12 protein-coding genes are annotated in these 18,345 nt (G+C 36.3%); 10 read left to right on the forward strand and 2 right to left on the reverse strand.

The features are described from left to right. From AC1W31_RS17485 to AC1W31_RS17525, 9 genes are all read left to right on the forward strand, one after another. The coding region (locus AC1W31_RS17485; protein WP_481735778.1) for a metallophosphoesterase at nt 1–921 on the forward strand (921 nt) is incomplete at its 5' end. Nucleotides 922–957: 36 nt separating this feature from the next. Further along, nucleotides 958–2,937 (forward strand): M1 family aminopeptidase, encoded by a 1,980-nt coding sequence (locus AC1W31_RS17490; RefSeq protein ID WP_481735779.1) that lies wholly within the window; start codon nt 958–960, stop codon nt 2,935–2,937. 237 nt (nt 2,938–3,174) lie between these two features. Beyond that, nucleotides 3,175–3,804, forward strand: coding sequence for a 3-keto-disaccharide hydrolase (locus AC1W31_RS17495; protein ID WP_481735780.1), 630 nt, complete (start codon nt 3,175–3,177; stop codon nt 3,802–3,804). A 268-nt stretch (nt 3,805–4,072) separates the two neighbouring features. Continuing rightward, nucleotides 4,073–6,343: a catalase/peroxidase HPI gene (gene katG / locus AC1W31_RS17500; protein ID WP_481735781.1), complete on the forward strand. Its 2,271-nt coding sequence runs from the start codon at nt 4,073–4,075 to the stop codon at nt 6,341–6,343. Nucleotides 6,344–6,641: 298 nt separating this feature from the next. Then, nucleotides 6,642–9,068, forward strand: a complete 2,427-nt coding sequence (locus tag AC1W31_RS17505; protein ID WP_481735782.1) for a TonB-dependent receptor — start codon at nt 6,642–6,644, stop codon at nt 9,066–9,068. A gap of 96 nt (nt 9,069–9,164) precedes the next feature. Next, nucleotides 9,165–10,298 (forward strand): DUF4249 domain-containing protein, encoded by a 1,134-nt coding sequence (locus AC1W31_RS17510; RefSeq protein WP_481735783.1) that lies wholly within the window; start codon nt 9,165–9,167, stop codon nt 10,296–10,298. 111 nt (nt 10,299–10,409) lie between these two features. Continuing rightward, on the forward strand, nt 10,410–11,549 hold the full coding sequence (locus AC1W31_RS17515) for a DUF4249 domain-containing protein (RefSeq protein WP_481735784.1): 1,140 nt from the start codon (nt 10,410–10,412) through the stop codon (nt 11,547–11,549). 59 nt (nt 11,550–11,608) lie between these two features. Continuing rightward, nucleotides 11,609–12,673, forward strand: coding sequence for a ferrochelatase (gene hemH, locus AC1W31_RS17520; protein WP_481735785.1), 1,065 nt, complete (start codon nt 11,609–11,611; stop codon nt 12,671–12,673). A 156-nt stretch (nt 12,674–12,829) separates the two neighbouring features. Further along, nucleotides 12,830–13,723: an EamA/RhaT family transporter gene (locus tag AC1W31_RS17525; RefSeq protein ID WP_481735786.1), complete on the forward strand. Its 894-nt coding sequence runs from the start codon at nt 12,830–12,832 to the stop codon at nt 13,721–13,723. Between the two features lie 20 nt (nt 13,724–13,743). On the opposite strand, the gene AC1W31_RS17530 is transcribed toward AC1W31_RS17525, so the two are convergent. Both AC1W31_RS17530 and AC1W31_RS17535 read right to left on the reverse strand, forming a co-directional pair. Next, entirely contained in the window at nt 13,744–14,328 is a 585-nt protein-coding gene (locus AC1W31_RS17530) for a DNA-3-methyladenine glycosylase (RefSeq protein WP_481735787.1), read from the reverse strand. Further along, on the reverse strand, nt 14,325–14,567 hold the full coding sequence (locus AC1W31_RS17535; protein WP_481735788.1) for a CBU_0592 family membrane protein: 243 nt from the start codon (nt 14,565–14,567) through the stop codon (nt 14,325–14,327). Before AC1W31_RS17535 ends, AC1W31_RS17530 begins: the two co-directional genes overlap by 4 nt. Nucleotides 14,568–15,462: 895 nt before the next feature. On the opposite strand from AC1W31_RS17535, the gene AC1W31_RS17540 reads away from it, so the two are divergent. After that, the coding region (locus AC1W31_RS17540) for an immunoglobulin domain-containing protein (RefSeq protein ID WP_481735789.1) at nt 15,463–18,345 on the forward strand (2,883 nt) is incomplete at its 3' end.

Consider the following 18,345-nt stretch of genomic DNA (forward strand, 5'->3'; position numbering starts at 1 on the left):
CACCTAACAGCCACTGAAAATGGGGGCGTGATTTTCTTGGGAGATAACATTTATCCACGGGGACTTGATGGGTCAAAAGAAGCTGAATTGAAATTATTGACTCAACTTCATACGCTGAAAGAATTCAAAGGAGATTGGTATTTTATCCCTGGCAATCATGATTGGGCAAAAGGGCGTTGGAAGGGCTTGAAAAATGTACTTAGACAGGCTGATTACATCAATAAATACGCTAAAGATTCATTGAATGAGACAAAGACAAAACATTTTTATCCCGAAAAAGGCTTACCCGGACCCGTTACGAAGGATTTAGGAAAAATAGTTTTGGTTTTTACGGATACGGATTGGTGGCTTCACAGTGGTTTTTATCATCAAGTGGGCATGGATGATAAATTTGAGCGAATGGATAAAGTCTATTTTCATAGGCTTGATTCCATTTTAACGGCTGTGGAAAAACAAGGGAAAAAGACGTTATTTTTATCCCATCACCCATTGGTTGATTATGGCGAACATGGCTTCCATAAAAGTAAAAGTTGGTATTATGCTTTGGTAAATTATTCGCCTCTCATGACTTTTGGATTGTTGGGCGTGAATCGAGCTTTGAATTCTGAAATGAATCAACCTCGCTATCTCAAAATGGCCAATAAAATGTACGCAGTGTTGGAAAAACATAAAAACGTGATTGCCATTTCGGGACATGAACATAATTTGCAAGTTATCAAACGTCCTAACAATTTGTTTCTTATTAGTGGTTCTGGTAGTAAATTAACGCCACTCAAACGAGAAATTAAGCAACCAGATTGCCTATTTAATGCCAGTAAACCAGGTTTTATGGAATTGATTTTTGATGAAAAAGGTAAAGCGAGTTTGAAAGTTTGGAACGATAAAGATGAGATTTTGTATGAAGAAAAGGATATTTTTTAAAAGCGTAAGTATAATTAACATAATACCTCAAAAACGATGAAAAAACTGTCTATATTATTCCTATTTTTCTTTAATAATATTTTTACGTATGCTCAAGATGCTGTAAGCGAATGTGCCGCTGGAAAAATTTTATCCCTCACAAAACGCAATCAAAATGCACGTTTGCAAGCTGTCCAAGCGGTTGATAATAATATTGACGTAACGTATTATAAACTCAATTTGAATGTTTCGTACACGCCCAAAAATATTAAGGGCGAAGTAACCATAAATGCCAAAAGTAAAGTTGCCAACCTCGATCAAGTGACCATTGATTTGCAAAATTCCCTTACGACTGACTCTGTGAAAATTGGGAATAAAAAACTTGTTTTCATTCATCAATCCAATCAGATTATTGCCAAATTAGATAAAATTTATGCTGAAAATCAATTAGTGAGTTTTTTGATTTATTATCACGGAATTCCGGGTTCGAGCGGATTTGATAGTTTTGTCTTTGGTACGCATAACAATTCTAAAGATATGGCAATTTGGTCATTATCAGAGCCTTACGGTTCGTCCGATTGGTTTCCCTGCAAAAATTCGGTGGATGATAAAGCTGACTCTTCGGACGTTTGGATTACGAGTGATAAATATTTTACGTCGGTTTCCAATGGAGTTTTAGAGAAAACCCTTGATAATCAAGATGGTACACGGACTTATCAATGGAAAAACCGTTATCCAATTGCTCAATATTTGATTTCGATTGCGATGAGTAATTATACTTTATACCAAAATCAATTCACTTTTGAAGGGCAGAAACCCATGCCCATAACCCATTATATTTATCCCGAATCTTTGACGACAACCAACAAATTAGCCCTTGATAAAACGGCTTTTATGCTGGATTTATTCTCGAAAAAATTTGGTTCATACCCTTTCATCAATGAAAAATACGGACACGCTCAATTTGGTTGGGGCGGGGGTATGGAACATCAAACTTGTACTTCTTTAACGATTCCTTCGAGCGGTTTTGAAACCTTAATCGCTCATGAATTGACGCATCAGTGGTTTGGCGATAAAATCACTTGCAAAAATTGGGAAAGTATTTGGCTCAACGAAGGCTTTGCGTCTTATGGTGAATGTGTTTATACGGAAGCTACGGGTGGAAAACCTGCATACGATGTTTACATTAAGAATTTTATGGCTTCTGCGAAAACGGCCAAAGGAACAATTTACGTTCAAGATGTCAATAATATTAATGAAATTTTTAGTTCGTCACGTACCTATCGCAAGGGTGCATCTGTACTTCATATGCTCCGTGGAATTGTAGGCGATGATAAATTTTATAAGATTCTTCAAACTTATATTGCCTCAAAAAATGCCTATGGAAATGCGATAACCGAAGATTTTCAAGCGATTGCAGAGCAGGTTTACGGTCAGAAATTAGACTACTTTTTTAAGCAATGGATATTTGGTGAAAATTATCCAAAATACAAATTACAATGGACATCGCAACCCATGGCGGATGGGACTTTTAAGGTGAAAGCGGATATTTCGCAAAGCACCAACTCCAATCCGACCTTCTTTACAATGCCCATTCAATTGAGTGTTTCTAATGGTTTATCGGATACTACAATTACCATTTTTAATGATAAACAAACTCAATCATTTGAATTTATCGTAAAAACTAAACCAACTACGCTTGTATTTGACCCCAATAATTTGATTTTAAAAGATGTTGAAACGGCAAGTGTTTTAGCAAATGAACCCTTAGATTATGATAATTTTGGACTAACAATTGCACCAAATCCAAGTTCTGAGGATATTGAGGTTAGTTTTAGATTAGCCAAATCTTCTATCGTTAAAATATCAATTATTGACTTTTCGGGTAAGGAAATTGTGACGCAGTCAGAAGAAAAATTACAGATGGGTAATTATTCCCGAAATTTAAAAATTAGTCAATTTCAAGCTGGAACCTATATTCTAAATTTGAATGTTGATGGGCAAAACGAAAGTCGAAAATTAGTGACTTTTAAATAATAGCAAAGTAGGTTTTGATTTTGAGTTGCTTTAGTTGTTCTTTTTATCATAATTCAAATTGAAACTTTGATTATTCTTTATGTTTCATTCGTGGTAATCTGGGATAGATTTATCCTAAATTTTAACAAACTTGATCATTACAAGGAATTAAATAAAGTATTAGCGTTTCGTGCTGGCACTTTATAAATTTATTCAAGCGATAAATCATAGTCATTTAACAATCAAAATTATTTTAAAATGAAAAAAATCGTATTAATCTTTAGCCTTTTATTAGCATTTAATGTTTCTTTCTCTCAGAAAAAAGAAAAAGGATGGGTATCACTTTTTGATGGAAAATCATTTGCCGGTTGGAAGGTAAACGAAGAACATCCTTCTACATTTACAATCGAAGATGGAGCCATAAAAGTGGGAGGAGAACGTACTCACCTATTTTATGAAGGAGCCGTTGCTAACCATGATTTTAAAAATTTTGAGCTAAAATTGAAAGCTAAAACTCTACCAGGTTCAAATTCAGGCATATTTATTCATACGGCTTATCAAGCGAGTGGCTGGCCTGATAAAGGATACGAAGTGCAAGTAAACCAAACGCATGGAGACTGGCGCAAAACGGGTAGTTTGTACAGTTTTAGTGATGTGAAAGAGAATTTTGCCAAAGATAATGAATGGTATAGTTATGACATTACCGTGAAAGGAAAGCATATTGTCATTAAAATAAATGACAAAGTAGCGGTTGACTATATGGAGCCAGATACACTTCCAGCCGACCGTGGACAAAAACATTTGAGTTCTGGCACATTTGCATTACAAGGTCACGACCCTAAAAGTGTAGCATATTTTAAGGATATTGAAGTGAAGATTTTAGATTAATTGCGTTAATTGTTTCAATGAAAGGCTAATGAAAACTTAATTTCATTAGCCTTTTTTGTAAATAGTTATCATAGCTTAGTTTAATGATTATTTGATACACGATAACTGATTAATCTCATGTTGGGATTAATTTCAAATCTGTAAATTGTTGGATATTAGTGTTGCAGGTTAATTATCAATTTAATCTATCAGTTAATAGAATATATAGATAAAAATTATTTAAAATTATTTTATAAATTTGTCTCAACAAAATTAAAATACTATTAAAATGGAAAATAACCCAGAAGCAAGTGTATTACATGAATTAAATACGGGAGGTAAATGCCCGTTTAATCATGGTGCAACCGTAAATCATGGAGAATTAACTACCGCAACAGCTTCAAAGCAAAGTGCTGGTGGTGGAACGAGAAATCGTGACTGGTGGCCAAATCAATTAAAATTGGAAATTCTCCGTCAGCATTCTCCTTTGTCTAACCCAATGGGCAAATCATTTAATTATGCTGAGGAGTTCAAAAAACTTGATTACAAGGCTTTAAAGCAAGATATTTTTGATTTAATGACCACTTCGCAAGATTGGTGGCCCGCTGATTATGGTCATTACGGACCTTTCTTTATTCGTATGGCATGGCACAGTGCGGGTACATATCGTATTGCAGATGGTCGTGGTGGTTCGGGTGCTGGCACGCAACGATTTGCCCCTCTCAACAGTTGGCCCGATAATGCCAATCTTGATAAAGCACGTCTTTTGTTGTGGCCCATCAAACAGAAATACGGTAAAAAAATCTCATGGGCAGATTTAATGATTTTGGCAGGAAACTGTGCTTTGGAGTCAATGGGCTTTCAGACTTTCGGTTTTGCGGGTGGTCGTGAAGATGTTTGGGAACCACAAGAAGATATTTATTGGGGTTCTGAAAAAGTGTGGTTGGCAGATGAACGTTACACAAAAGAACGTGAATTAGAACAACCTTTGGCAGCTGTTCAAATGGGGCTTATTTATGTGAATCCAGAAGGACCAAATTCACAACCAGATCCACTGGGTTCGGCTCGTGATATTCGTGAGACTTTCGGTCGGATGGCAATGAATGACGAAGAAACGGTTGCCTTGACTGCGGGGGGACACAGTTTCGGGAAAACTCACGGTGCTGCCGACCCAGGTAAATACGTTGGTGTTGAGCCAGCGGCTGCGGGAATTGAGCACCAAAGTAAAGGTTGGATAAATAAATTTGGTACTGGTAATGCGGGTGATACCATTACGAGTGGACTTGAAGGTGCTTGGACAACCACGCCGACAAAATGGAGCAATAATTATTTCGAGAACCTTTTTGGTTACGAATGGGAATTGACAAAAAGTCCAGCGGGAGCATTTCAATGGAAGCCAAAAGATGGTGCGGGCGCAGGTTTAGTGCCAGATGCCCACGATGCCACTAAAAAACACGCTCCTTTTATGCTTACGTCGGATATTGCTATGCGTGCCGACCCAGCTTATGAAGCAATTTCAAGAAGATTTCTTGCAAATCCAGACGAATTTGCGGATGCTTTTGCCAGAGCTTGGTTCAAATTGACGCACCGTGATATGGGTCCTCTTGCTCGTTATTTGGGACCAGAAGTTCCTTCGGAAGAATTGATTTGGCAAGATCCAATTCCTGTGGCTACTTATGAAATAATTGATCATCAAGATGTTATTTCATTAAAAGAAAAGATTTCGACTTCGGGACTTTCCATTTCTGAGTTAGTTTCAACGGCATGGGCATCGGCTTCTACTTTCCGAGGTTCAGATAAACGTGGTGGTGCAAATGGTGGACGTATTCGTCTTGCTCCTCAAAAAGATTGGCAAGTTAACAGTCCAGTTCAATTGGCTAAAGTATTAGGAGTTCTTGAAGGTATTCAGCATGAATTTAACAATGCTCAAGCTGGAAATAAGAAAGTTTCAATCGCTGATTTGATCGTTTTGGGTGGAAGTGTAGGAATAGAAAAAGCGGCAAAAAATGCCGGTCGTGATATTGAAGTTCCGTTCACTGCTGGACGTACTGATGCTTCGCAAGCGCAAACAGATGTACATTCTTTCGCCGTTATTGAGCCACAAGCTGATGGTTTCCGTAATTATGTGAAAACAAAATATACCGTTTCTGCAGAAGAATTACTAATTGATAAAGCTCAATTATTAACATTAACTGCTCCTGAATTGGCCGTTTTAGTTGGGGGAATGCGTGTCTTGAATACGAATTTTAATAAATCACAACAAGGAGTATTTACCAATCGTCCAGAGACACTCACCAATGACTTCTTTGTGAATCTTACAGATTTTGGTACAAAATGGAGTGGTATTTCAGATTCTGACGATGTTTTTGAAGGACTTGACCGCATTACTGGAAATATTAAGTGGATGGGTACACGTGTAGATTTAATTTTTGGTTCAAATTCAGAACTTCGTGCTCTGGCAGAATTGTATGCTTGTGAAGACTCAGAAGAACAGTTTGTTCAAGACTTTGTGGCAGCATGGACGAAGGTGATGAACCTTGACCGTTTTGAGCTCGTTTAGTTACGATTGAGTGATTTTGTGACTTGCAACTTTTAAATTTGCTAAATCACAATTAATAGAAATGCCTCAAAAATGAATCGGGCAGGATTCATCTTTGAGGCATTTTCTGTTCATAATTTATCATTCAATAGTTATTACGCCAAAAAATGACCTTTGCTCGCTTAAAACTGTTTTTATATCGATACATTCATAGAAAACGGATAAAAAATGCCAATACTTTTAGAATAATTTAGGTTCTTTGTACTATTCAAAACATTATATTTCTTTTCAAGAATATTTCACAACAAATGGTAAAATAATGCTTAAAAATTTACGATTGTATTTACTCAAAAATCTACTCGTTTGCGGATTAATTCTACTATCATCGGGATATTTATCTGCCCAAGAAAGAGAATTTAAACTGCCGATTATTGAAGGAAATGTTAAGGATTCTAAAACGGGTGAGCCAATCATTGGTGCTACGATTTCCTTAGATTTTAAAAAAACTGGATTTATCACTGATTCCACGGGTTACTTTCATGTCTATTTGCCACCCGGAGAATACATCATAAAAATTAGTCATGTTGGTTATAAACCTTTTAGGATAAAAACACAACTTAACACCAACCAACGCATTGACGTGTTGCTCGATGATATTACAAAAACGTTAGAAGAAGTTATCGTTTCAAGTCAAGCTACTCGGAAAGATATTCAATCACCTTCCTTGGGGGTAACTTTACTGAGCATTAAAGCCATCAAAAAATTGCCCGCCATGATGGGGGAAGTTGATGTAATTCGTTCTTTGCAAACGCTGCCCGGTGTTTCTTCGGTAGGCGAAGGTTCAAACGGAATCAACGTACGAGGTGGCGCAATCGACCAAAACTTGATTTATATTGATGGCGCTCCCATTTTCAATCCTACCCACCTTTTTGGTTTATTTTCGGTTTTTGCTTCGGATGCAATTCGTGAATTAGAATTATACAAAGGAGGAGTTCCTTCTCGTTTTGGTGGTCGCACGGCTTCTATTTTGGATATTAAAATGACCGAACCCAATTTAGAAAAATTCAAATTGCAGGGTGGAATTGGTTTGGTATCGAACCGGGCCATGGTCGAAGTGCCAATTATTAAGGACAAACTATCAATTTTAGCGGCAGGACGTTTATCATTTAATGATTTTTGGTTTAAGTTAGTTGGACCCGATAATATCAAAAACTCTCGGGCAAATTTCTATGATTTAGCCACAAAAGTTTTTTATCGCCCCAATAAAAATAATACATTTTCCCTTTCTACTTACGTCAGCAGTGATTTTTATCAAGTTGATTCTCTTTTTAGTTTGGAAAATGTCATTGCCAAACGGACACAATTTGACTACGGACACCTTAATTTTTCGGGTCGTTGGAATCATTATTTCAATACAAAATTGAGTGTAGATGTCTTGGGCGTTATGTCAAATTATAAAACTCGTACCTACGCACCCGACAGCGTGAATCGCATTGAATTATTAAATAGTATTGATTATAAAAACCTAAAAATTGATTTTGATTATAATCCAAATGAGAAACATAAAATCAATTTTGGACTTTCGGCGGTTACTTATAATATTTCTCCAGGAGCTTTGAATCAAAATGTAAAATCAAGGGTTGCTACCGTTATTTTGCCCAATGAACAGTCTTTAGAAACGGCCATTTACGTGGATGATGAGTATAAAATGAGTGAGAAATTTACCATTCAAGCGGGACTTCGTTATGCCAATTATATCAATTTTGGCCCTTATTCGGTGAGAAAATACATTGAGGGAGAACCTCGAACGGCCAGCTCTCAGATTGGCGTTGAGGAAATTGGGAGTGGTGCAGTTGAGAAAACTTATGGCGGTTTTGAACCTCGTGTTGCTATGAAATATTCAATCGGAGAAAATTCTACCATTAAGTTTGGGTATAACAGAATGCAACAATTTATTCAGTTATTATCTAACAATACTACACCACTTCCAACCTCTCGCTGGAAAACTTCTGATTCTTACATCAAGCCTCAGCAAAGTGATTTTATTTCATTGGGGTATTTCAGAAATATTAAGGAAAATATCTTTGAAATATCGGCAGAAGGGTATTTTAGACAGACCAATAATATTCTTGATTACATCTCTGGAGCAAATTTGCAATTGAATAAAACGATTGAAACACAGGTAGTTTCGGGGCAAGCAAAGGCTTACGGACTTGAATTAATGCTAACCAAAAAACGGGGTGAATTAAGCGGTTGGATTAGTTATACCTACGCTCGTTCCTTACAACAAGTACGGGGCGATTTTCCAGAATTGCAGCAAATTGCGGGGGGGAATTGGTATCCTTCAAATTACGATAAACCTCACACCATCAATGCTACGGTAAATATTCAGCCAACGATTCATCATAGTTTTGGATTTACGTTTGCTTATAATACGGGTCGTCCATTTTCTTCACCTTCGGGTTTATTTCAATTGGATAATAAAAAATATCCAGTTTATGAAACTCGTAATAATGACAGAATTGCGGATTATCACCGCCTGGATTTTTCTTGGACAATCACTAATCCAAGTCTAAAAGAAAAACGATGGGAAGGTAGTTGGACGTTTACGGTTTATAATCTCTACGGAAGAAAAAATCCATATTCAGTATTTTTCAAATCAACGCCTGCAGGCATAAAACCTTACGAATTGAGTGTTTTTGGCGCTCCATTTGTCTCATTAACGTATAATTTTAAATTTTTATAAAAGATTGTGGTATGGTAAATAAGGTATTTTGTCTTTGAAGTTAAGGCATTTATTAATACCTAAATACTGATACCTAAAACCTGATTATTAATTTCCATGAAAACAAAATATCCCATATATCTTATTTTATTACTGGTAATAGTTGGTTCTTGCATTACACCAATTGCCGATTTTACCCAGGTAGCTTCTAAAAGTTTTTTGACCGTTGAAGCCTCACTTACTGATCAAGTTGGCCCTCAGAAAGTGAAACTATATTCATCTTCTGACAAATTGACGGGTAGTTATTTTGTGCCAATCACCAGAGCGAAAGTGTATTTTGTGGATGAAAAAGGTGTTCAAGAAAATCTTACCGAATCGGCAATAAAAGGAACTTATCTAACCTCGGCTAATTTTGCAGGACGAGTCGGAGGAACATACATCCTCAATATTGAAACGACGGATGGAAAAAAATATCAATCCCAAGCGGAAACCATGAAGCCCGTTCCTGAGATTGAAAATGTCATTTCACGTTTTGAAATTTACGATAATTATGCCAAAGGTGATGGTCGTCGGGGAGGTTTTAATATATACGTTGATTTTCAAGATCCTGCCACGGTGGGCGATAATTATCAGTGGTATTGGAAGCATTATGAACGTGCATTTATCTGCGAAACGTGCGTAGGGGGAAGTTATGACTTTAAATCCAACACTTGTGTACAACCCAAAATTCCAACTGATATAACCTTAAATTATCGTTGTGATGGAGATTGTTGGGATATAACATTTTCGACGGACTTAAATATTTTCTCTGATAATTATTTGAATGGCCAACGAATCACAGGAAAGCAAGTTGCCAGAGTACCGTATGACGGTGTTTCCCCTTATTATTTACAATTTGAGCAACGTGCCATTACTCGTAATTCCTACAATTATTATCAAGGATTGAATGCGCAAGTACAGAATAATGGGACTTTATTTGATGTTCCAGCCGAGACAAAATTTAGCTTTAATATCAAATCTACCACGAATCCTTCGGAGAAAATATTAGGAATTTTTGATGTTTATTCAGTTCGTAAAAAGATTTTTTATATTGATAGAACCCAAGTTCCGAAAGATGAAGCACCAAATGTAAAAAATATTCAAGGAGATATTTTCTCATGTCCTCCAGCGCAAGTTGGTTGTAAAGACATGGTACAATGTTCTGAAGGATTGTTCAGAACACCCCTTAAACCTACGGGTTGGAAAAATTAAATTTATCAATAAAAATTGCTATTTTTGAAGGCAAATTATGAGATATTCGTTCCAGAATAATCCATGATTTGCCTTCTTTTGTGTAGAATTTTTATCAATTCATTCTAAAATATGAAGTCCAAAGGTTTGTTCTTGTTTTTGCTTGGATTATGCTATTCTTGCGTAACCCCAGTCAATGATTTTGAACAAATTTCTTACGCAAAATTCCTAACGATAGATGCTACGCTGACGGATCAATTAAATACCACAAAAGTGCAAATTTATAGGTCTTCGGACGATTTAGCCAATTCGGTTTTTAAACCCGTTACGCAAGCGAAAGTATATTTTATGGATGAGCAAGGATTAAAGGAAATCCAAACAGAATCATTGGTTGCGGGTACTTATTTGCCCGCCAAAAACTTTGTCGGAAAAGTGGGAAGTACCTATACATTATTCATTGAAACTTCTGACGGTTCAATCTATCAATCTTCGCCCGAAACGATGAAATCCACTCCTGATCTTGAAAATGTGATTACTCGTTTTGAACTACAAGATAACTTTAGTAAAGGCGATGCGAGACGTGGAGGCTTTAATATTTATCTCGATTTTCAGGATCCAGCAACTGTTGGCGACAATTATCAGTGGGTTTGGAAACATTTTGAACGTGCGAATACTTGTTCAAACTGCGTATTTGGAACATATAATTTTAGATTGAATACCTGCGTAATTAGTAGTCCTCCGACCAGTTTAACGTTTAATTATCGTTGTAATGCGGATTGCTGGAATATTACTTATTCCTCCGAATTGAACGTTTTTTCGGATGCCTATCTCAATGGTCAACGAGTAACGGGGAAACAAGTTGCCAGAGTTCCATTCGATAGCACTTCAACTTATTATTTACAATTAGAACAGCGTGCCATCACTCGAAATGTGTTTAATTATTATCAAGGTCTTAAAATTCAAACCCAAAATAACGGTACTTTATTTGATGTACCCGCCGAAACTCGTTTTAGTTTTAATATTAAATCAAAGACAAATCCAGAGGAGAAAATATTGGGCATTTTCGATGTATATTCGGTAAAGAAAAAAATATTTTACATTGATAGACTAAAAGGAATTGCCTCGGATGAATCACCCGTTTATACCAATGTGATCGAAGGAAGGATTGTGGAATGCTCGCCTTTGGAAGCATCTTTGGGTTGTTTAGACAAAACCCCGTGCATTGAGGGGCGGTTCAGAACAAAAATAAAACCCGAAGGTTGGAAAGATTAAACAAAAAATGAATTTAGTGAGTTAAATTTGTATGATACTCAAGTGAAAAAATATATATTATGCAAACGATAGAAGCACAAACAGTGTTAGAACCACAAACAAAAATTAGATTTAAAACGGGCGTTTTAATTGTCAACCTCGGAACACCCGATTCTCCGAATACGCCTGATGTTCGTAAATATCTCCGTGAATTTTTGATGGATGGGCGTGTCCTCGACATTCCTGCTGCTGCCCGCTGGCCACTCGTAAATCTAATTATTTCCCCTTTTCGTGGACCAAAATCTGCTAAAATTTATAAAGAATTGTGGGAAGAAAGAGGTTCTCCTTTGAAATTTTACGGAGAAGATGCTGAAGTAATGTTGCAGGAGCGATTGGGAGATGAATACGTAGTGAAATTGGCCATGCGTTATCAATCGCCAAGTATGGATGAAGGCTTGGATTTATTCAAAAAATCAGGTTTCAAAAAGATTATTGTTGTGCCTTTATTTCCTCAATATGCCTCGGCAAGTACGGGTTCAGTATTTGAGAAGGCAATGAAAATTGTATCTACTTGGCAAGTTATTCCTGAATTGCAGTTTACAAATACTTTTTTCGACCATCCAAAATTTGTTGAGCATTTCACCCAAACGGCTCGTAAATACATGGCTGAAAACCATTTCGACCACTTTCTTTTTAGTTATCATGGCTTGCCAGAAAGACACATGAGGAAAGGTGATTGCACGGGTGAAGTATGTAAATTAGGTGCTTGCTGCGATACGCTTCATAGCATGAATCAATTGTGTTACAGAGCTCAATGTTTTGAAACTACTCGATTGATGATCAAGGGATTAGGCTTGAAGGAAGGTGAATATACGACTTCTTTTCAATCAAGATTAGGAAATGACCCATGGATAAAACCTTACACCGATGACGTAGTAAAAGATTTGGCAAAATCGGGAAAGCATAACGTTTTAGCATTTTCTCCCGCCTTTGTTTCAGATTGTTTAGAAACGACCATCGAAGTAGGAGAGGAGTACAAAGAAATGTTTGAAGAAAACGGTGGTAAGCATTGGCAACTGGTAGAAAGTTTGAATAATTCAACCATTTGGATTGATTTATTGGAAGATTTAATAATGAAGGCGTAAATTTGGGTTAGTTATTAGTTAGTAGAAATTAGTTTTTCTCAAGCTACAATTTCTTCACAAAAATGACTTTTGAGGTTAATTTTATGGAAGAAAATTATGTCAATGTAAAGACTCTTTTCCATTAACTAATAACTACTAACCAGTAACTACTCAATCATGATTTACTTAGTACTCAGTGTATTTTTTTCCGTGTTATTGCTCATAAATTTTCGACTTCACACACGTTTCGGGGTCAATACTTTCCAAGCCATCATCCTAAATTATCCTGTTTGTTTTTTAACAGGATTAATATTTTTGCCTGATAGTCAGCACTTTTCACTCAGTTTTGCTGAACCATCAACGCCTTGGGCCATGCTTTTAGGCGTGGGTTTTGTGATAACATTTCTTCTATCGGGCGCTTCTACCCAAAAAGTAGGTATAACTGCCACTTCTTTAGCCAATAATATTTCTTTGGTAATACCCGTAATCTTTAGTTTGGTAATTTTAAAATCAAGTCAAAAATTTGATGGTTGGAATTATTTAGGCTTAGCTTTGGCCATGGTGGCGGTCGTTTTAAGTACCTTAAAAAAGGAAGAAAAATCAGAAAATCAAGCAAAAAATACTGCTGATTGGTTGTTGCCAATCGTTGTATTTGTGATGTATGGTATCACAAATACAACCTTTAATTACTTGAATGCCAAATACGTAACGGCCTCTGGAAATACCATTCCGTTTACGCTTACTATTTTGGCAGGTTCGGTTATTTTTGGAGGTATTGTATTGATAATCAGAATTTTGCAAGGAAAAGAGAAGTTGAAAATGAAAAGCCTTTGGGCGGCTTTCCCCTTAGGGATTCCTAATTTTTTATCGTTTTACTTCTTATTAAAAGCCTTAGACGCTTTTCAAAATAATGGAGCATTTGTATTGCCAATTTATAACATCAGTGTGATTTTAGGTTCCGCAATTATTGCCTTAATATTCTTCCACGAAAAATTGACAAATTTGAATAAAATCGGTTTGGCATTGGCGGTTTTGGCCATTGGATTAATTTCCTATCAAGGACTTTTGTAATACGGATTGTCTTTTCCGTATTACAATTTACTCACAAATTTATTTCCCTTCACATAAAACCGATAAGGCAAATCGGCTCCTTGCGTTATTCCAATTCGAGTAGTGGTAATGATTTCGTTATCAAATATTTGTATTTTTGGAGGAATGATTTTTAAATCAGAATCCAGAATATGCCAATCGTTCATGTGTTTATGAATGCCCATGGCTTGCACCAATTTTCCAGGACCTGAACATAAATCCTTAGGTTTCATTTGGCTTAATTTTGAGTGTTTCAAACGTCTTTCCTCCATTAATTCCAAGCCTTCCGTTGGCTCTAACGCTCGAATTAACACTGCTTCCCCAACATCTTCTTGATGAGTCGAAATATTTATACAAAAGTGCATTCCGTAAATCTGATAGACATAAATGGTGCCTGCTTTGCCAAACATCGGAGCATTTCTCACACTCTTTTTTCGATAAGCGTGACAAGCTGGGTCGTCTTGCAAATAAGCCTCTGTTTCTACAATTATGCCTGCAGCTTTTCCCGCCTCACTCTCGTGAATGAAGGTATAACCCAATAAATTTTTGGCAACTGAAAGTGTATCTAAATGTAATAAATCCATCATAATTTTCTCAATTTTAAAAGTGCTGAAATGGCAATAATTACCCAAACAACATTGACAAATGCCGATGGGTAGGCTTTGTGGTAAACTGTATTAATAATGAAGAAAATACCTCCCAATAAATTGGCTAATTGATAAATTTTTGAAGAAGAAGCTATTTTACCAAACGAATTCAAAGCAAATGCTCCTACAATCAAAAATGAAGCAATCCAACCAATGGTTTCAACGAATATTTCGTACATAAATTAAGGGATAAAAAAATGTGGTACAATTACACAAACATAGGTAAACTGTGCCACGAAGACAATTTTCTAAACGTTTAATTTTGTGCCATTCACCATTTAATTATTTTGCAATTTTACGCTCGAATGACAGAAAAACAGGGGTTATTGATAAGTATAATCGATCCATTTATCGTTGAAAGCCTTAAGGTTGAATCAAAGTAGATATTAATTTTAAGTACTCTTCTTTAATATTTTTAAAATAATTATTGGACTTAGGTTAAAATTTACTATTTTTACGAATTAAATTTTCTTCTTCAAATGTTATAATTTAACGTTTGTGTATAGAACATTGATTGATTATCCTTAATTTGCGCAGTACAACCCTTTATTTTTCACTTACCAATCAACGAACAAAAGCAATAAAAGCTTTTCCTCTTAATTGTATTAAGATTCCTGTTTTTATAAATAAATAACCTTAATTCAAAAGTTTGGCTTCAAAATTGCGTACTCTACCTATGGAAGAGACATGCTACTTTAAAATTAATTATAAGTCTTTCATCTACGATTTTATTATTTTACGCTTTGATAAATTTTATTGAACACACTAAATATTTTAATATTTTGCTAAATTAAATATATACACATGAAAAAAGATGCCACTATTAATGACATTTTATATAAAAATATTTTTAGAAATCAATTCCTAAAGCACCCAAAGCTTTTATTAGTTTTTCTAATACTATTTCAAAATTTCAATTCATACTCTTTTGATAGCAAAACCAAGACACTTGATGGATTTTATTATTCAAAATATAGATTTTCAGAGCCTTTCAGCGCATTAAATAATGCTAAAAAAAGATTGATATTCCCAACATTGAAGGTTCCTTTTATCTTGGATAAAAAGAACAATCATGTGGCAAATCAACTTGCAATTAGCTCTTTTATAAAAACTTCTTATTGTACGGGAGAATCCTACTTGATCGTCTTTGATGCATCAGGTGTTTTCAATAATGGAAATAATTTTAAGATTGAAATTTCAGATAAAAATGGCGTTTTTAATTCCCCAATTTCAATGGGAACTTTAAGTAATTTTAATTCTGGAACTCATGATTTGACTTTTAAAATTCCTACGAACATTCCCATCGGAAACGGTTATAGAATTCGTGCAGTTGCCACCAATCCTGTCACCATATCAGCCGATAATGGATTTGACATTCAGATTAATTCTATTCCTCTACCCGTAGTTTCGGATACTTCTAAAACCATTTGTAGAGGGCAAACAGTGCAATTATCAGCCACATGTAGTCAAGGAAATGTGAAGTGGTACGATGCTTCTGTTAATGGGAATGAAATTAATACGACTGCAATTTTACCTACCACTACCGTTGATTATTTTGCCGCCTGCGAGGCTGGAATTGGCTGTGCAAGTACAAGAACTAAGCAACATATCATTGTTAATGGCATTGATATAATTGTTCCTCCTTTTGCTTCGTCATGTGTAAATAGCAATGTGGATTTAGCAGTAATTACCGATGATGTAACTTTAACATATGCGTGGTCGGGTCCAAACGGATTTTCTTCAACTTTACAAAACCCTACTATTACCACTTTAACCACTGCTAAAGAAGGCGTTTATTCGGTAATAGTTACCAATGCAAGCAGTTGTTTGGTTAGTGCCACTACGTCCGTAAGTATTGGGCAACAACTCCAAAATTTAAGCGTACTGGGTAATGTTTCAGCTTGTTATAACGGAACGATTAACTTAGGTGCTTCTACTTCTTTGGGAACGGGTATGAATTACTCGTGGACTGGGCCCAATTCATTTACAGCCACTGGGGCAAATATTTCACGGTCGGCTTTCACTACGGTCAATAATGTAACTACTTGCAATAAAGGAATATATACGGTTGTCGCCAGTAATTCAGCAGGTTGTTCGGGTACTACATCCGTCGATATTTCGGTTAGTAATCCACCGAATATACCTCCTCTTTCTACCAGTGGTAGTTCGTGCGAAGGAGCGTCTTATACAATAGATTGGGCCATTGGAGGAGCAAATTTTCAAAATTATTCATGGATTGGTCCAAATGGATTTATAGCCAATACCGTTGCAGTTTGCGATGCGAGTTTTAATTGTAATCATGCCATTGCGACAATACCGAACTTTTTGCCAGAAAGTGCGGGAATTTATACGATAGTTGCCAATTTTACCGATGAATTTGGTAATTCATGTGCCATAAGTTCATCCCGGAATGTAACGTTAAAATCTAAGCCTGATATTGCTATTACTTCAAATACAACAGTTTGCTTAGGCGATGCACTACATTTTTATACGACTTATACGAATGCGACTGCTGGTATTAGTTCTTATGCTTGGACAGGGCCAAATAACTTTACTGCCTCTAACCAAAATCCAACTATCCTTACCAATACGCTTGCCGTAACTGGCGTTTATAAATTAACGGCTGTTGGATTAAACGGATGTGTAGGAAGTGCTTCAATTAATGCTTACGTCTTTGAATCTGTTCCTCCATTGATAGAACCAACGGCATCTGTTGTATTGAGTAATTCAATTACATTAACTGCTACTGGCTGTGGCGGAACTTTACTTTGGTATAATTCTGGGAATAATGAGTCAGTCGCAATGCCAGTTTCTCCCATTGTGCCAACATTATACTATGCTAAATGTAATAATTCTGGATGTGTAGGTGGTAAAAGTGGTGATATTTCAGTTTTTATTAAACCCCCTATTGCCATCAGCGTGAAGTCGGGTGATTGGGAAGATAAATATATTTGGGATATTTTGCGTGTTCCTTTGGCAATTGACTCAGTAATTATAAGACCGAATCATATCATTACTATCAATTCAGATGCGTATGCTAAGTGGCTTGCGTGGACTGGTTTTGGAAATATTAAATTTGCTTCTTCTAAAAGCAAATTAAACTTATTTGGCAATCCTACTCCGCCCCCACCACCACCACCACCGCCTCCGCCTCCACCCCCGCCACCAACAATCGTAGCGCCACCAGTGATAGAGGCAAATCCTACGGCCTTGGTGGAAGGTATTCAGGTTGTTTTCACGGCAACAGGTACAGGTGTAATTTCGTGGTATAAGAATGGGATAAGTTTAAATGCCAATGGATCTACTTATACGGTAAATCAACCCATTAAAGGTGATATTTACACGGCAAAAATAAGCGTTCAAGGTGAAATGTCTGGAGTAAGTAATACCCTTACAATCGTGGCAACTGAAACTGTAACGCCGCCAGTGATAGAGGCAAATCCTGTGTCCTTAGTAGAAGGTATTCCTGTCGTTTTCACGGCAACAGGGTCGGGCGTAATTTCATGGTATAAGAATGGGGTAAGTTTAAATGCCAATGGATCGGATTATTCAGTAAATCAACCCATTAGGAATGATATTTATACAGCAAAGAGTGGGGTAAATAATGTGATTTCTGGAGCCAGCAACGCCCTAACAATTGTTGCAGCGCCAAATAACTCGAATGTAACCATAACGGAACCCAATAAGCCAGCTTATTATTTTTCAGATGGACATCCAGCAAGTTATTACGATGGAAATATAAATTTACCCAAAATCTTTATCAATCAACCACGGTATGATGCTGCAAATGATTTTGTATGGCTTACCAATGATAAAATTAAAATTGGAATTAACCTAAAACGTGGAGGACAGTTGGCGTGGGCTTCGTTGATAGATGCAACTTCCAATTTAGTTTATAATGGGTATGATGGTGGTTTTCAAGTTACATTGGATGCTTACCAACGAAGAGATGGATAT

Source organism: Arcicella sp. (assembly GCF_964672035.1).

Coding starts and splice junctions, on each gene's coding strand:
- AC1W31_RS17490 (WP_481735779.1), top strand. CDS start 958: ATGAAAAAACTGTCTATATTATTCCTATTTTTCTTTAATAATATTTTT.
- AC1W31_RS17495 (WP_481735780.1), top strand. CDS start 3,175: ATGAAAAAAATCGTATTAATCTTTAGCCTTTTATTAGCATTTAATGTT.
- katG (WP_481735781.1), top strand. CDS start 4,073: ATGGAAAATAACCCAGAAGCAAGTGTATTACATGAATTAAATACGGGA.
- AC1W31_RS17505 (WP_481735782.1), top strand. CDS start 6,642: ATGCTTAAAAATTTACGATTGTATTTACTCAAAAATCTACTCGTTTGC.
- AC1W31_RS17510 (WP_481735783.1), top strand. CDS start 9,165: ATGAAAACAAAATATCCCATATATCTTATTTTATTACTGGTAATAGTT.
- AC1W31_RS17515 (WP_481735784.1), top strand. CDS start 10,410: ATGAAGTCCAAAGGTTTGTTCTTGTTTTTGCTTGGATTATGCTATTCT.
- hemH (WP_481735785.1), top strand. CDS start 11,609: ATGCAAACGATAGAAGCACAAACAGTGTTAGAACCACAAACAAAAATT.
- AC1W31_RS17525 (WP_481735786.1), top strand. CDS start 12,830: ATGATTTACTTAGTACTCAGTGTATTTTTTTCCGTGTTATTGCTCATA.
- AC1W31_RS17530 (WP_481735787.1), bottom strand. CDS start 14,328: ATGATGGATTTATTACATTTAGATACACTTTCAGTTGCCAAAAATTTA.
- AC1W31_RS17535 (WP_481735788.1), bottom strand. CDS start 14,567: ATGTACGAAATATTCGTTGAAACCATTGGTTGGATTGCTTCATTTTTG.